This window comes from Cohnella sp. CFH 77786 (assembly GCF_019400745.1).
Taxonomy (GTDB): Bacteria; Bacillota; Bacilli; order Paenibacillales; family Paenibacillaceae; genus Cohnella.
In genome coordinates, this window is the sequence record NZ_WJIB01000001.1 from 110,081 (window position 1) to 126,287 (window position 16,207).

Sequence of the window (16,207 nt, forward strand, 5' to 3'; positions counted from 1 at the left end):
ACTCCCGAATCAGTTGAAGGGCACCATCGCGATGTCCCCGTCCATGAACCGGAAAGAGACGCGCTGAACGCTGTCTTTCACGAACCGTGTATACCGTCCGACAACGATTTTGGTGCCTCCATAAATCGTATGGGTAACGTCGACGCGCGACGCCGTGGCATCCTCGAGCGTTTTTTCGATTTCCAAGACCCTTTCCTTGGCAAGCCGCATCTCTTCCGCCGCTTGCTTCTTGGTCGCGCCGAGTTTCACGCGCAGCGCCAGCTTGTCCGGCGCGAGCGTGCCGACGGCCGCCATTTGGTCCAGCAGCGAGAGCGCTTTTTCCGTTTTGTCGAGGCTCTCCGCCAAGGCGCGAAGCTGCTGCCTCAAATCCAGCAGTTCCTGGCGGAGTTCCGGTTTGACGCCGACTTCGATGATGGTCGCGGTCGACATGGTATTGCCGATGACGCGCGCCGTCACTTTCTCTCCGGCCTGGACGAGACCGCCGACGAGCAGCCCTTTGGCACCGATGCATTCGACGTTGCGCCCGGCTCGGATGTTCGAATGCATGATGCTCTGGCTGACCATGATGTCTTCTCCGGCAAGGACGTTGCCGTCCAGAATGAACGAGCATTTGACGTTTCGCCCGGCTTTAACGTAGCCTTTGTTGCTTCCAATGATGCCGCCCGAAATGTCGATCGAGCCCTCGGATTCGACCTCCGCGCCTTCGATCCCGCCGGTGACGCGGATATCGCCGGAAGCCTTGACCCTGAAACCGGTTAAAATATTGCCGCGCACCACGACCGTCCCGACAAAATCGATGTTGCCGATGTTGTAATCGACATCGCCGTTGACCTCGTACACGGGGAAAACGTTCAGCTTCTCCTTCTCCGTCTTCGTGACCAAACCGTCAATCGCCGCGTACATCGCCGTTTTTTCCGGATTGACAACGACGTTTTTGCCGATTTTGAACATGACTTCCTTGCCTTCCTTGCAGGGAACGTCATCCCCGGTCACCGCTTTCCCGGGTTGGCCGGGAATGGGAGGCACGCGTTCCGCGATCAGTTGCCCTGCCTTGACGTTGGCGAGCTGACCCACTTGCCGGAAGTCGACGCTGCCATCCTCACGCTCGGACGGTCGGTTGTTTCCGGAATCCTCCAGATCGTAGAGGATGCGGATGGAGCCGTCGATTCCATTCACCGGGGGAATGCCAAGGGCGACGGCGTTCTGGCTGAAGAAGAAATCCTGGGGTCTTTGCGCGATCAAGCGCAACAGATCCTGCTGCACCCCGAACTTCACCCCCTGGGAAGCCAGGAAAGTCGTAAGTTCCTCTGGCGTCAGATTCACTTCGCCTTCCACGCGCCGGAAGATCAAATAGGCTTGCATTTTATCATCGGAAACCGTTACCTGCAGTAAGTCTTGGAGTTGTGTCGTTTCATGGCCGGCCAAGCGCATCGCCTCCTACTTATCCGTTGTGAAGCAGTTGCTCCTTCTGTTTCGCCAGAGCGCCCCGAAGCCTCAAAATCGCTTTGGAATGCAGCTGGGAAATCCGGGATGGGGACAGAGACATCACCTCGGCGATTTCGCTGAGCGAAAGGTCCTCGTAATAGAACAGGGAGACGACCGTTCGCTCCTTTTCCGTCAGCCGTTCCAAGCCTTGCATAAGCGTTTCCTTCAAGTACGTCTCATGCACTTTGGATTCCGGATTCTTCGCCTTATCGTCAACCAAAAGCGATAACCGGGTCTCGGATTCTTCCTCCCGAATCGGGTCTTCAAGGGAACACACGGCAGCAACGGCAACTTCTTGAAGCATCTGCCCGAATTCTTTCATCGATATGTTCAGGTAGCCGCATACTTCTTCGTCCGTCGCGGAACGCAGATGCTTCTGCTCCAGTACGGCATATGCGTCTTCCATTTTTTTCGCTTTGTCACGAACGGAACGCGGCACCCAATCCCCATGGCGCAGCCCGTCGATAATCGCCCCGCGAATGCGCCAGGAAGCGTAGGTTTCGAATTGGAGTCCCCGCTGGTAATCGAATTTCTCGATGGCGTCGATCAATCCCATGACGCCATGGCTGGACAAATCGTCCTTCGTCACGTTTTTGGGCAAAGACGCAGCCATCCGGCTGGACACATACTCCACAAGCGGCAAATAATGCTCGATCAGCAGCTTTCTGGCGTCCGGATCGCCGGCTTCTTTCCAGCGCAGCCACAAGTCCTGATGGGACAACCTGGACCTCGATTGATCGACCATTTTTGCTTCACCTTACCTTTCGTCGGTCAGACGGCGAATCGCCTGAACCACTTCCTCCGGGTCGGGATTGTCCAGCGAAACGAGCCGTTTGGGCTGCAAGGGCTGGAATCCGAGCACCGGGTTCTCTTTGCCGCCTGTCCAATTTTCCTTCATCATTTCGCTTAACGCCTCTTCCTCGCCCGGTGTGACCAGGTCGAGGACGCTGCCCCGGTCCTCCATGGGCACGGATTCGCTGTCGGGACGGGACGGCGGAAGCGCCGAAGCCAGCAAGAAACGAACGGCAAAAGCGATCAAGGCGAACGCAAGAAATGCGTAAACGCATCGGATGAACGTGATCGTGATCGGGTTGTTCCCGAGCGAGAACACGAAGGTAAGCAGCGCGCCAAATCCGCCGAAAACGGCATTCCAACGCCAGGAACCGATCATGCTAAATCTCCTTTACACCGAATTGAACGCTCCGGATGACATAAATTCCGGTCCCGCTGTCCAATTCCACCGTCCTGCCGTAATTCGCGCCCGTATCCTCGGCTAGGAGCGGGATCCGCAGCGCCTCCAGCGCCTGCTTGGTCGATTCCACGTTTCGGGGGCCGATCCGCATCGAGTCGCTTCCTCCCGCGAACGCGAACATTTGGGCTCCTCCGGCCATTTTCGCCGCCAGACGCCTCGGATCGGCTCCGGCGGCCTCCATCCGGCGGACCAGCTCCGGGACCGCGGTATCCGCGTATTTCGCCAGATTAGGCTGGCCTTCCCTGGCGATCTCGGAAGACGGCAGCATAATATGCGCCATGCCGGCAATTTTCAAGAACGGATCGTAGAGCGTAACGCCGACGCAGGAACCGAGACCGGTCGTCCTGAGGAGCGCGCCGCCGCTTGCGACGTTCAGATCGGCCATTCCGACTTTGACGATCGTCGATTCGGTCATTCCACCGGCACCCCTAAAGCCCGGAACAGCTTGTTGAACGACTCCGGATCCGGAATGAGGAAGAAATGCCCTTCCGCTTCTTGTTTCCCTTCCAAAAACGTCGTGTCGATCAATAGCGCGTCATCGCCCATCGTTCCGAATTGAAGCAAGCCGAAGCTGAGAATCGCCCCGGCCATGTCGACCGCGATGGAGGGCACGGAAGGCGACATGTAAAGGCCGGTCAAATCGCCGAGCGAGGACAAGTACGAGCCGGCGAGGATGTTGCCGATTTCGCACAGGGCGGAAAGCTCAAGCTCGGAATATTCGCCCTCCCCGGCGGCGGAATCGAAGGAAAGCAGACCTTGCAGCAGGCGCCGCGCCGAATCGCGGGTGATGATGAAAAACATATTGCCGGGAGCGTCGCCGTCGACCCGGAGAAAGATCGCGACAACGATCGCTTCCGATCCGCCCACCCGATTCGCGATTTCCTCGAAGGGAAGCAGGCTGACCGTCGGCACCGCCATGTCGACGGGTTTGTCGAGCAGCCGGGATAACGCGGTTGCCGCGTTGCCTGCACCGATATTGCCGACTTCCCGAAGCACGTCCATCTTGAAGTCGGCATCGTGCTGGAACAGCGTCATGACTCGCTCCCGAACCGTTCCAGCTGGATGATTTCCGAACGGTTGAGGACTTCCGCGAGATGCAGCAGAATGAGCAGACGGTCTTCCCCGACTTTCGCCACCCCGCTCAAATATTTCGCTTTGATGCCGCCGACCACTTCCGGCGGATTCTCGATCGTATCGCTCATCACGTCCAGAACGTCATTCGCCGAATCGACGATGAATCCGACTTCAAGGTCGTTCGCCGATACGATGATGATCCGGGAGTTCTCCGTCGGCTCCGTCTCGGGAAGCCCGAATCGTCCGCGAAGGTCGATGACCGGGACGACGACGCCCCTCAGGTTCATGACGCCTTTGACGAACGGCGGGGTCTTGGGTACACGGGTGATCGGAGCCATTCGTTCGATCGTTTTGACCTTGTCGACTTCAATGCCGTATTCTTCGTTCGCCAGCGTGAAGACGATGACTTTCAGCTCTTCTGCCATGCGTATTCCTCCTCGTGTGGGCTTCCGCTTTTATTTGATCAACGCGTTGGGGTCGACGATCAGGGCCACTTGTCCGTCGCCGAGAATGGTCGCGCCGGAAACGAGATCCAGGTTGGTCAAATACTTGCCGAGCGTCTTGAGCACGATCTCGCTTTGTCCGATGAATTCGTCGACCAATACGGCGGCCAGCTTGTCGCCCTTGCGGACGACGAGCATTTCCGTCTCCGTCTCCCCGTCGTCGCGGTAATGCGGCGATTCCACCAGCTCCGCCAAGGAAACGACGGGCACGATCGTATTCCGGTATTCGACGATCCGAGTGCCGTGCAGCGTTCGGATGTCCTCGCGTTTGACCGATGCCGTCTCCACGATGGAGGAAAGCGGGAACGCGTATTTCTCCGGTCCGAGCTTGATCAGCATGGCCGAAATGATGGAGAGCGTTAGCGGCAGCTGGATCGAGAACTTGGTGCCTTTGCCGAACGTCGAGGTTACGGATACGTGGCCGCCGAGCGACTCGATTTTGGATTTCACCACGTCGAGGCCGACACCCCTGCCCGAGATGTCGGACACTTTGTCCGCGGTGCTGAAACCCGCCGCGAAAAGCAGCATATTGACCTCGTCGTCGCTCAGCGATTTGGCCGCCTCGGCCGTCAGGACGCCGCGTTTGATCGCGGTTTCCAGCACCTTCGGACGATTGATGCCGCGTCCGTCGTCTTCGATCTCGATGAACACGTGGTTGCCGCTGTGATAGGCGCGCAGATGGATCGTTCCGGTCTCCGGCTTGCCGGCCTGAGTCCGGTCCGCGATCGGCTCCACGCCGTGATCGACGGAGTTGCGGATCAAGTGGACGAGCGGGTCGCCGATTTCGTCGATGACCGTCCGGTCCAATTCCGTCTCCGCGCCGGTGATGACGAGGTCGACTTTCTTGTCCAGAGATTTGGCCAAGTCGCGCACCATTCGAGGAAACCGGTTAAAGACGCTGTCCACGGGAACCATTCGAAGCTTCAGCACGATATTCTGCAAGTCGGAGCTGACGCGTGCCATATGCTCCACCGTCTCGGTCAGGTCGGCCCTTCGCACTTCCGAAGCCAGCTGTTCCAGCCGGACCCGGTCGATCAGCAGCTCGCTGAACAGGTTCATCAGCGAGTCCAGCCGCTCAATGTCGACGCGAATCGTTCGCGGCACCGCCCCGCCTCCCGTCGCGGGCGCCGAACGCGGCGACGAGCCTTCCGGTTGTTGAGGCGCCGGCGGCGCGGAAGCAGCCGGAGCAGCGGCCGCAGCCGTTTCCCGCACGGTCGCAGCCGCCGGGGAGGACGGCGCTTCCGGGGCCCGGTTCATCTCCTGAAGCGAAGACTTGTCCACCGCCTTCATCCGGACGGATTCGATTTCCGAAACGCGGGATACTTGGTCTGCCAGCGTCTGTTCGTCCGTTTTCGTTATGTAATAGACCGTAAAGCTCCGCTCGAACTTTTCTTGCTCGATGTCCTGTACGGAGGGGTGGGATTTCACCACTTCCCCGTGCTTTTCGAGCACGTCGAACACCATGTACGCCCTCGCCGCCTTGAGCAAGCAATCCTCGCGGACCGTTACCTCGATAAAGTAAGCCTGATGCCCGCTTTCCAAGGACTGGATCAAGACGGATTGCTGAAACTGGTCGAGCGTGAGCGATGCGGGCGTTTCTTGGGCTGCCGCTTTCGCGCCGGAACCCTGGCTTTCGACGTCCCCTTTGACGATCGCTTTAAGACGCGCGACCAGGTCGGCTACGTCCCGTTTGCCTGTTCCTCCCGCCACGACGTCCTGCACCATGCCTTCGAGCGCGTCCAATCCCTTGAACAACGTATCGAAAATCGTGCCGTTCATCGCAAGCTTGCCGTTGCGGACCAGGTCCAGCACGTTTTCCATTTCGTGCGTCAAGGAGGCGAGATCCTCGAACCCCATCGTCGCCGACATTCCTTTGAGCGTGTGGGCGGATCGGAAAATGACCTGAACGATGCCGATATCCTCCGGCTGCTGCTCCAGCCGAAGCATATTCTCGTTAAGCGACTGCAAATGATCGTTGGCCTCGTCGATGAAAATCGACATATACTGATTCATTTCCACTGGCCGGACACCTCCTGATAGCGTCGACTGGCTTGCGAGTCTGTCATTTGTTTCGGGACCTTACTTCGCTTACGAGAGCCGGGGTGATTTGCTGGAGCGGAAGCACGCGGGAGACGGCGCCGAGTTCCACCGCGGAACGCGGCATCCCGTATACGACGCAAGTTTCCTCCGACTCCGCGATCCGCGTCTCCGCGCCGTCCTCCTGCAGGGCCTTCATGCCTTTGGCCCCGTCGCTTCCCATGCCCGTCATCAGCACCGCATGGCGCACAAGCCCGCGATGTCCGACCAGCGATTCGAACAGCACGTCCACGGAAGGCATATGCCCGCTCCGAGGACCTTCCTCCGTAAGCCGGATCCGGTATTTGCCGGAAGCATCTTTGGCGAGCCTCATCTGTTTCCCGCCCGGTGCGATGTAAGCCGTTCCCGTTTCCACGAGATCGTCGTGCGTCGCTTCGCACACCCGGATGGCGCAGAACGAATTGAGCCGCTGCGCGAGCGAGTAGGTGAACTTCGGCGGCATATGCTGAACGACCAGCACCGGGGCTTGGAAATCCTCGGGCAATTTCGTGAGCACCTCATGCAAGGCTCGCGGTCCCCCGGTCGAAGTTCCCACAGCCACGATCTGCGTGAACGAGGACGACTTCCGGCTTGTCGGAGGTGCGACGGGCGGCTCCGCGGCATGCATTCCTGTTGCTTGCCGGATCGGCGTTCGATTATCCTTGGTAGATGTCGATACCGGATCCGATGCGGGATTCTTGCCTTTCACCGGAGCCGCGGACGAAGCAGAAGCAGCCGGCTCCGCTTTGCGGCCCTTCGATTCACCGGACTTCGGCAAGTTTGCCGCCGGCTGCGGCTCCTGCGTTTTCGCCGGCTTGGCCCGGGCCGGGGGAACGGCCGGAGGCATCGTTCTGCGGGCTGTATGTTGCAGCTCGGCTTCTCCGGTCGTCCGATCCCGTTTCGGAGCCGGACGTTCCCGCCCGGCGGACTCGTCCGGAGGAATCGTCCGTTCCGTATCGGCCGCGGGCGGAACAGGATCGGGCGACTCCGCGGCGGCTGCCGCTTCCGTCGCGGCCTCTTCCCCGCCGGGTTCCCACTCGGCCGGCAGCGCCCGCCACGACCCGCTGCGGATCGATTCCGCCGCGATGTGAAGCTTCTCGAGCAAGTACTCGCTGACTTCCTCGATAACCAATTTCACCGACGGATCCGGCTTGCGCACGAAATCGAATGCTCCGTATTGCAGCGCCTTGATCGTATCCCGGGTGCCATTGTCCGTTACCGCGGACAGCATAATGACAGGCGTCGGATGCGCCGCCATGATGCGCCGAAGCGCTTCAAGCCCGTGCATCCTCGGCATTTCCATGTCCATCGTGATGATGTCCGGTTTCAATTCCATCGCGAGGCGAATCGCTTCTTCCCCGTCGGAGGCCGTACCGGCAACGGCAAAAGCTTCGTCCGAGCCCACGACGTCGCTCAGCACCTTGCGCATGAACCTGGAATCGTCCACGATCAATACCCGATAGACAGTCATCATCCCCAACTCCTTCCGCCGATGAAATCCGAAACCGAGCGTCAACTCCACAACCGTTTCATGCGTTGAAAAAATCCGGAAATGCCCCGGTCCCGCCGCTTACGTTCTTCCAGCAGGAATCGCGAAGCGATGAGATCGATGCCCCTGGCCGCCGCGCTGTCCGGGAACGCGGCTGTCAGCGGGATTTGCCTTTTGACCGCCTTCGAAACGTTCGCGTCATCCGGAATGAATCCGAGTACCGGCAGCTCCATGCCCAAATATTTGGCGGCCACTTGCCGGATGTTGTCGGCCGTCTGCCGCCCCTCCCGGTCATCGCCCACGCGGTTGACGACCAATCGGAAAGCGACTTCATTCCCCATCGTCTTGACCATTTTCATGAGCGCGTACGCGTCGGTAATGGAGGTCGGCTCCGGCGTCGTGACGACGATCGTCTCTTCCGCCGCCAGGATAAAACGGAGCGTTTGCTTGGACAAACCCGCTCCCGTGTCGAAGAGCAGAAAGTCGACATGTCCGTTCAGCAAAGCGACTTGTTCGGCGAAATATTCGAGCTCCTCGTCGGAGAGCCGGACCAGTTCCTGAAATCCCGAGCCCCCCGCGATGAATTGAAGTCCCCCGGGACCGGTCTGGATAATGTCCCAGATCGTCTTCTCCCTTTTCAGTAGATGGAACAGGTTGTAAGGAGCGGGCGTCCCTAGCAGCACGTCGATGTTGGCCATCCCGATATCCGCGTCGAAGACGAGCACGCTGTGTCCCCGCTTTTGCAGAGCCATCGCGAAATTCAGGCTGAAATTCGATTTGCCGACACCGCCTTTGCCGCTGGTGACGGTTACGATTCGAGTCGCGGAGCTTCTGGGAAATTCGCGCGTCTGAACCAGCTGCCGGAGCGCTTCCGCTTGATCATTCATGTGCCGGTTCCCCCAGAAGCTTGCGTACCCATTCCTCCGGATCGAAAGCTCGGATGTCGTCCGGAACGGTCTGCCCGCAGGTGATGTAGGAAATCGGGAAGGAATACTCGCGTACCAGGTTGACGATAGAACCGTAAGTATCCGTTTCGTCCGCCTTCGTCAGCAACAATCGTCGGACGCCGTATTTGGCGAACTGAGAGACGATCGCCCTCATGTCCGCGTATTTGTGGGTCAAGCTGAGGACGAGGAAGGTCTCGGCTTTCTCTCCCGGAGCGAGGAGGCTGTTCACCTCCGACACGAACAGTTCGTTGCGGTAGTTGCGGCCCGCCGTATCCATCAAGATCAAATCGCGGTCTTCCAGTTTCTTGTAGGACCGGGTCAATTCGCCGGGGGAAAATACCACTTCAAGCGGTACGTTCAGAATGTCGGCGTACGTCCGCAATTGGTCGACCGCCGAGATTCGGTACGTATCCGCCGTGATGAATCCGACGGACCGGCGGTGCGCGAACGACTGGTCTGCGGCCAGCTTGGCGATGGTCGTCGTTTTGCCTACGCCGGTCGGTCCGACGAAGCGGACGATCCGGGTGCCGGGACCGATACCGCCGCCGGCGCAGGGGAGCAGCCAGGCGCGAAGCACTTCCCTTGCCGCTTCGCCGGCCGCGCCGTCATCGGGCGCTTCTTGCCCGCCCAGCCGGTCGCGGACTTCTTCCGCGAACCGTTCGACATGTACCGGCTCGACGCCTTGTTCGGCCAGTCTCCGGCTCCAGGCGAGCACCGATTCCGGCATGCTTCGGAACGATTGCTGCCTGGCCATCTTCGCCATCATCTCTTTCATCGATCGCAATTCCTGAAGCAGCGCGTTCGTTTCATCCGGATCCGCAGGTTTGACGGAGACTGCAGGTACGTCCGGGGCTGCCGGCTTCTCTTCGGCGGCTGCGGCAGCTTGCTGCAATTGGTGCAGAGCTTCGGCAAACGCCTGCGAAGGAGTATCCGCGGCCGGGTTCGCCTCCACGAGGCCGACGGCCGGCGACGCGGCCGTACTGCCGCCGCCCCGTCGGCCGCCTTGGACATAAAGGTTGCGGACGGCTTGTCCGGGCATCGGAACCCGAGCTTCCAAATTCTCGGCCGGCGGCTGGAGCGGAGGAGCGGCCTTGCGTTCCGGAAGCGGAGCCTCTCGGACCGGACGGGCGGGCAGCGGACGCGAAGGGGTCCTGCGGGAAGCCTCGTCCACCGCGGCGATCACTTCGACCCGTTTCTTGCGGAACAAGCCCAGGAAACCGCCCGTGCGGATTTCTTTCGTATTCAGGATCACGGCATCCGAGCCGAGCTCGGTTCGGATCATCTGCACCGCTTCCGGCAAATCGTCGACCAGATAGCGTTTTACCTTCATGCGTTCACCACCCCAACGCTCTGCACTTCAATGTTTGGCTCCAGTTCGCTGTAGGATAGAACCGGAATGTCTTGCAAGCTGCGTTCCAGCAGTTGGCGCATGTACATGCGGATCGTCGGAGAAGTCAGGATAATCGGCTGCTGTCCGGTTTGCACGAGGCGGTTCACTTGTTCCGTCAGCTTCTGGTAGATCGATTGCGAAGACGCGGGGTCCATCGCCAAATAGCTGCCTTGGTCGGATTGCTGAACCGCTTCGGCGATTTTCTTCTCCACGGCCGGACTGACGGTGATGACCTTGAGCGGTTCGCTCGTCGACGCGTATTGCTGCGTGATTTGACGGGACAGATTCTGCCTCACGTATTCCGTCAAAATATCGGGATCTTTCGTGAACTTGCCGTAATCCGCCAACGATTCGAAGATGGTCACCAAGTCTCGGATGGAAATCTTCTCTTTCAAGAGCTTGGCGAGCACCTTCTGGATGTCTCCTACGCCCACGATCGATGGAATCAGTTCCTCTACGAGCGCCGGGTACGTTTCCTTCACGCTGTCGATGAGCGCCTTCGTCTCTTGGCGACCGATCAGCTCGTGCGCGTATTTCTTGATCACTTCCGTCAGGTGGGTGGCGACGACGGACGGCGGATCCACGACGGTATAACCCGCGAGCTCGGCCCTTTCCTTCGTCGCTTCGTCGATCCAGAGGGCGGGCAGGCCGAACGCCGGTTCCTGGGTCTCGATACCCGTAACGGAATCGTCCTCGAACCCGGGACTCATGGCGAGGTAGTGATGAAGTAATAATTCGCCACGAGCCACCATATTTCCTTTCATTTTGATGACGTATTCGTTCGGTTTTAGTTGAATATTGTCGCGAATGCGGATGACGGGGACGATAAGTCCCATTTCCAGGGCGCATTGCCGCCGGATCATGATGATGCGGTCGAGCAGATCGCCGCCCTGCTGCGTATCCGCCAGCGGAATAAGCCCGTATCCGAATTCGAATTCGATCGGATCGACCTGGAGCAGGCTGATGACGCTCTCGGGGCTCCGCACCTCTTCGATCTCCTTCTCTTCGACCATGAGCTGTTCTTCCTGCTTGCGGCGATCGAGGTTCTTCTGCAGCCGGTAACCGGCGATGGCCAGAATGATCGCATACGGCATCGTCGTGACAAAGGGGATCGGCGTCGCGATTCCAAGCATCGCGACCGTTCCCGAAACGATATACAGCAAGCGAGGATAGCGGAACAGCTGGCTGGACATGTCATGCGCCAGGTTCCCTTCGGAGGCGGCCCGGGTGACGATGATGCCGGTCGCGGTACTGATGAGCAGCGCCGGAATTTGGCTGACGAGACCGTCGCCGATGGACAGCACGGCATAGGTGCTGAGCGCTTTCATGATGTCGAAGCCGTGAACGGCCATCCCGATGATGATGCCGCCGATGAGGTTGATCAGAACGATGATGATGCTCGCGATGGCGTCCCCTTTGACGAACTTGCTCGCGCCGTCCATCGCTCCGTAGAAATCGGCTTCCTTCTCGATTTTCTCGCGGCGCTCGCGGGCTTGCTGCTCGTTGATCAATCCCGCGTTCAGGTCGGCGTCGATGCTCATCTGCTTGCCGGGCATCGCGTCGAGGGTGAAGCGGGCCGCCACTTCGGCTACCCTCTCCGAACCTTTGGTGATGACGATGAATTGGACGACGACCAGGATCAGAAACACGACGAAGCCGATGGCCAGCTGGCCTCCGGCGACGAAATTGCCGAACGTTTCGACGACGTGTCCGGCATCGGCGTCACGCAAAATCAGCCGGGTCGTCGAAACGTTCAGGGAAAGACGGAAAACGGTCGTCACGAGCAGCAGCGTCGGGAAGATCGAGAAATGCAGCGCGTCGGTCGTGTTCATCGCGATCAGCAGAATCATCAGCGCCGCCGAGATGTTCAAGACGAGCAAGACGTCCAGCAGCCAGGTCGGGATCGGAACGACCATCATCAGGACGACGCCGATAATGCCGATCAGGATGCTCAGGTCCTTGATTTTCATCTTTCGATCCCTCCCTTCATAAGGAATTACTCGAATATTTCGTGTACCTTGGCGTTTCTGAATCGGATTCTGAGGAATTACTCGAAAATTTCATGTAACTCGGATGATTACGCTCTTCTGCGCCCTTTGAGGCGGTATACGTATGCCAGCACCTCCGCGACGGCTTGGAACAAGTCGGCGGGGATCGAATCCCCGACCTCCGAACGTTCGTACAGCGCGCGGGCGAGCGGCTTGTTTTCCATGATCACGACATCGTGCTTGCGGGCGATTTCGCGGATGCGAAGCGCCAGATAATCCTGGCCTTTGGCCACGACGACGGGGGCTTCCATCTTCGTCCCGTCGTATTGAAGGGCTACGGCGAAGTGGGTCGGGTTGGTGATGACCACATCGGCCTTCGGCACCTCCTGCATCATGCGCATGAGCGCCATCCGGCGCTGCTTTTCCTTGATCTTGCCTTTGATGAGCGGATCGCCTTCCGCGTTCTTATGCTCGTCCTTGATGTCCTGCTTGCTCATTTTCAAGCTTTTTTCGTACTCGAATTTCGAGTACAGATAATCGCCGATGGACAATACGAACAAAATGACCGCGACGATCAGACCCAACTGGAGAATGAGGTCCGCCGTAAACGAGAAGATGCCTTCGACCGGGACGTGAGCGAGTCCAAGAAACTGCTTCTTCTTCGACCACAACACCCAGTAAACGACCAAACCGATGACCGTCAGCTTTAACGCGCTTTTCAGAAACTCGATCAAAGAGCGCATCTTGAAGAGGTTTTTCGCTCCGGTAAGCGGATTAAGCTTCGACAGGCTCATCTTCAGCGGCTCCGTCGTGAACAGCCAGCCAATTTGCACGTACGTGGCGGCAAACGCGATCACGACGACGATGATCAGAATCGGGGACAGAAGGATCAACGTTTGCAGTGCGTAATGGAAGAACAACGCCAGGACGTTCTGATCCGTGATGTCCATGTTCAACCGATGGAGAAAAATGTCCCCGAACAACTGCAGTGTCCGGTCCCGGAAAAACGGACCCAGCATCATAAAGCAGGCCAACACGCCGACCAGGATCAAGGAGTGGGGAATCTCGACGCTTTTGGCGACTTGCCCTTTGTTCCGGGCTTCCTGTCTTTTTTTCGGAGTCGCCTTTTCCGTTTTTTCGCCGGCGAACAGCTGCAAATCGAGCTTGTAGCGAAATTGCGGCATGCGTCCGCCTCCCTTCCGGTCGATCGGTTACGCCGGGGTATTTTTCAGAATCGTGAACAGCTGGTGCAGCGATCGAAACATGTAATCGAACACCATTTGGAACAAGGCGCTGAAACCGGGCAGCAGCACGATCAGCAACGCGAGGCCGACCAGGATTTTCACCGGGATCCCGATCACGAAGACGTTGTATTGGGGAGCCGTCCTCGCAAGCAGCCCGAGCCCCACGTCCGTCAGCAGCATCGCCACCACGATCGGCGCCGAGATTTGCAGGGCGACCATGAACGTGTCCGCGAACGTTCGGACCAGAAAGTCGGACAGTCCTCCGTCCGCGATCTTGCTATAAAGCGCGTTGTCGAGCGGCAGCCATTGATAGCTGTCCATGATCGCCGCAAGCAAGTAATGGTGCCCGTTCATGGTTAAGAATACGAGAATCGTAAGCATGTACTTGAGATTTCCGAGCATCGGCGCGGAGACGCCGGTCAGCGGATCGACGATGTTGGAGATGCCGAAACCGATCTGCAAATCCATGATCGCCCCGGACGTCTGGACCGCCGCGAAAAACAAGTACGAGACGTATCCGATCAGGAGGCCCGCGAGCACTTCCCGGAACACGGCCAGCAAGTAGGTCGCGTCCGCGGTGACCTTGGTGTCGAATCCGACGGTCAGGAAGACGATCACCGACACGAAGAAAGCCAGGCCGATTTTGAGCGTTTTCGGCACATTGCGCGTCGAGAAGACGGGCGCGACCGCAAAAAACGCGCTGATTCGACATAAAACAAGCAGAAAGGCAGGAAACACCTTCATGATCACATCGGTTGTCAACATGAGGCGTTATCCTATGTACTGGGCTAAATTGCCCAAGATGTGGCTCGTGAAATCGATCATGATCGTGAGAATCCAGGGACCGAATACGAGAATCGCCACGAACACGGCTACGATTTTAGGAACGAACGCCAGCGTCTGTTCCTGGATCTGCGTCGTGGCCTGAAAGATGCTGACGATCAGGCCGACGATCAATCCCAGGCCCAGCATCGGCGCACTGACCTTCAGCACCGTATAGAGCGCTTGGCCTGCAAGGCCGATAACGAATTCGGAACTCATGTGAACCTCCCGCTTGACTCTGTCGCCGGCATTCTACGCATGGAAGCTGGTGAGCAGCGACCTGACGACCAGATACCAACCGTCGACCAACACGAACAGCAAAATTTTGAACGGCAGCGAGATCATGACCGGCGGCAGCATCATCATGCCCATCGCCATCAGCGTACTCGCGACGACCATGTCGATGACGAGAAACGGGATGAAAATCATAAAGCCCATCTGGAAAGCCGTTTTCAGTTCGCTCAGCGCGTAGGACGGAATGAGGACGGTAATCGGGATATCCTGGAACGTCTTCGGCTTTTCCGTTTTCGTATAGTTCAGGAAAAGCAGGAGATCTTTCTCTCTCGTGTGCTTGTACATGAACTCTTTCATCGGAACGGAAGCTTTCTGCAGCGCTTCGGTTTGCGTGATCTCGTTTTTCAGGTAGGGCTGAAGGGCATCCTTGTTCACTTGGGACAAAGTCGGAGACATGATGAACAAGGTCAGAAACAGGGCCAAGCCGATCAAAACCTGGTTCGGAGGCATCTGCTGCGTGCCGAGCGACGTCCGGACGAAGCCGAGCACGATGACGATCCGGGTAAAGCTCGTCATCAGGACGAGGATCGCAGGCGCCAGGCTGAGCACCGTGATCAGAAGCAGCAGCGACAACGCCGATGCTCCGACCGGCTCCTTGCCGTTGCCCAGCGTAATGTCGACGATGGGACTGTCCGCAGCGAAAACGGAACCTCCGAAGCCGAACATAAGCGATAACAGAATGATGAAGCTGATGAGCGATTTCTTTTTCATGGGTGGCCCGACCGATCTTCGTTAGGTTTCTCTTCGAGCAGCCGTTCGGCGCGCTGGCGTCTCTCGGCGAGCTCTCGCAACCGGTTTTCGAGCGTCTTCTCGAAGCTCTCGCGGGCATCCGCGTCCGCGTTTGCCTTGCCGCCCTCGGGGGATGGGAATTTCCGGGTCCAGCTTCTCAGCCATTCGGGCAACGGGCTTGCGGACGATTCCGCCGCCGAGTCGTGCTCCGCCAGCAACGATGCCACCGTCTCGGGATCGGTGATCGATTCGAGCAGCGTAACGTCCTCGCCGACGCCCAGCACGTAAATCCGGCCGTTCCATTCCACGATCTGCATCGATTTGTTCGTCCCCAGCGGGAACCCGCCGAGCGAACGGAGCGAGCGGTTCGTTCCCCAGCCGCGGTTACGCTTGGCGAGAAAGCGGAGCAGCAGGATGATCAGTCCGACGATGACGGCCAGGACGAACAGGATCCAGAGCAGATCCCAGACGGAGCCGGCCGGACCGTTGTCCGCAAATCCGCCCGCGTAATAAAAACCTTTCATGGCCGCTTGTTCGCTCCCGACTTATCCGAGTGTTTTCTTGATGGCTTCGATGACGCGATCGGCTTGGAACGGTTTCACGATGAAATCTTTGGCCCCGGCTTGGATGGCATCGATGACCATCGCTTGCTGGCCCATGGCCGAACACATGATGACCTTCGCGTTAGAATCGAGCTTGCGGATTTCCTTGAGCGCGGTAATGCCGTCCATCTCGGGCATCGTGATATCCATCGTGATCAGGTCCGGATGGAGCTCCTTGTATTTCTCGATGGCTTGCGCTCCGTCTTGCGCTTCTCCAACCACCTCGTATCCGTTCTTGCTGAGAATGTCGCGGATCATCATGCGCATGAATGCTGCGTCGTCTACAATGAGAATGCGGTTAGCCATTTCGTT

17 protein-coding genes are annotated in these 16,207 nt (G+C 58.5%); all 17 read right to left on the minus strand.

Annotation, left to right across the window (positions count from 1 at the left end):
• Positions 1-9 precede the first annotated feature (9 nt).
• The 17 genes from GE107_RS00520 to GE107_RS00600 all read right to left on the minus strand — a co-directional run bounded on the left by GE107_RS00520 (position 10) and on the right by GE107_RS00600 (position 16,201).
• Positions 10-1,425, minus strand: a complete 1,416-nt coding sequence (locus GE107_RS00520) for a flagellar assembly protein A (RefSeq protein WP_255570070.1) — start codon at positions 1,423-1,425, stop codon at positions 10-12.
• Between the two features lie 16 nt (positions 1,426-1,441).
• Positions 1,442-2,230, minus strand: a complete 789-nt coding sequence (locus tag GE107_RS00525; protein WP_219637450.1) for a FliA/WhiG family RNA polymerase sigma factor — start codon at positions 2,228-2,230, stop codon at positions 1,442-1,444.
• A gap of 12 nt (positions 2,231-2,242) precedes the next feature.
• Entirely contained in the window at positions 2,243-2,656 is a 414-nt protein-coding gene (locus GE107_RS00530) for a hypothetical protein (RefSeq protein WP_219637451.1), read from the minus strand.
• Between the two features lies 1 nt (position 2,657).
• On the minus strand, positions 2,658-3,152 hold the full coding sequence (locus GE107_RS00535; protein WP_219637452.1) for a chemotaxis protein CheD: 495 nt from the start codon (positions 3,150-3,152) through the stop codon (positions 2,658-2,660).
• Positions 3,149-3,772, minus strand: a complete 624-nt coding sequence (locus tag GE107_RS00540) for a chemotaxis protein CheC (RefSeq protein ID WP_219637453.1) — start codon at positions 3,770-3,772, stop codon at positions 3,149-3,151. Before GE107_RS00540 ends, GE107_RS00535 begins: the two co-directional genes overlap by 4 nt.
• Positions 3,769-4,236: a chemotaxis protein CheW gene (locus GE107_RS00545; protein ID WP_219637454.1), complete on the minus strand. Its 468-nt coding sequence runs from the start codon at positions 4,234-4,236 to the stop codon at positions 3,769-3,771. Before GE107_RS00545 ends, GE107_RS00540 begins: the two co-directional genes overlap by 4 nt.
• A gap of 30 nt (positions 4,237-4,266) precedes the next feature.
• On the minus strand, positions 4,267-6,333 hold the full coding sequence (locus GE107_RS00550; protein ID WP_219637455.1) for a chemotaxis protein CheW: 2,067 nt from the start codon (positions 6,331-6,333) through the stop codon (positions 4,267-4,269).
• A gap of 43 nt (positions 6,334-6,376) precedes the next feature.
• Complete coding sequence (locus GE107_RS00555) at positions 6,377-7,864, minus strand: protein-glutamate methylesterase/protein-glutamine glutaminase (RefSeq protein ID WP_255570071.1); 1,488 nt, start codon at positions 7,862-7,864, stop codon at positions 6,377-6,379.
• Positions 7,865-7,902: 38 nt separating this feature from the next.
• Positions 7,903-8,766, minus strand: a complete 864-nt coding sequence (locus GE107_RS00560) for a MinD/ParA family protein (protein ID WP_219637456.1) — start codon at positions 8,764-8,766, stop codon at positions 7,903-7,905.
• A complete protein-coding gene (gene flhF / locus GE107_RS00565) occupies positions 8,759-10,156 on the minus strand; it encodes a flagellar biosynthesis GTPase FlhF (RefSeq protein WP_219637457.1) in 1,398 nt (465 codons plus the stop codon). Before flhF ends, GE107_RS00560 begins: the two co-directional genes overlap by 8 nt.
• Complete coding sequence (gene flhA / locus GE107_RS00570) at positions 10,153-12,186, minus strand: flagellar biosynthesis protein FlhA (protein WP_219637458.1); 2,034 nt, start codon at positions 12,184-12,186, stop codon at positions 10,153-10,155. The genes flhF and flhA overlap by 4 nt, the downstream gene beginning before the upstream one ends.
• A gap of 107 nt (positions 12,187-12,293) precedes the next feature.
• Positions 12,294-13,388, minus strand: coding sequence for a flagellar biosynthesis protein FlhB (gene flhB, locus GE107_RS00575; protein WP_219637459.1), 1,095 nt, complete (start codon positions 13,386-13,388; stop codon positions 12,294-12,296).
• Between the two features lie 27 nt (positions 13,389-13,415).
• Complete coding sequence (gene fliR / locus GE107_RS00580; RefSeq protein WP_219637460.1) at positions 13,416-14,213, minus strand: flagellar biosynthetic protein FliR; 798 nt, start codon at positions 14,211-14,213, stop codon at positions 13,416-13,418.
• A 6-nt stretch (positions 14,214-14,219) separates the two neighbouring features.
• A complete protein-coding gene (gene fliQ / locus GE107_RS00585; RefSeq protein WP_219637461.1) occupies positions 14,220-14,489 on the minus strand; it encodes a flagellar biosynthesis protein FliQ in 270 nt (89 codons plus the stop codon).
• Between the two features lie 33 nt (positions 14,490-14,522).
• A complete protein-coding gene (fliP, locus tag GE107_RS00590) occupies positions 14,523-15,230 on the minus strand; it encodes a flagellar type III secretion system pore protein FliP (RefSeq protein ID WP_370636223.1) in 708 nt (235 codons plus the stop codon).
• Positions 15,231-15,271: 41 nt separating this feature from the next.
• Complete coding sequence (locus tag GE107_RS00595) at positions 15,272-15,817, minus strand: flagellar biosynthetic protein FliO (RefSeq protein ID WP_219637463.1); 546 nt, start codon at positions 15,815-15,817, stop codon at positions 15,272-15,274.
• Between the two features lie 21 nt (positions 15,818-15,838).
• A complete protein-coding gene (locus GE107_RS00600) occupies positions 15,839-16,201 on the minus strand; it encodes a response regulator (protein WP_123040051.1) in 363 nt (120 codons plus the stop codon).
• Between the last annotated feature and the right edge of the window lie 6 nt (positions 16,202-16,207).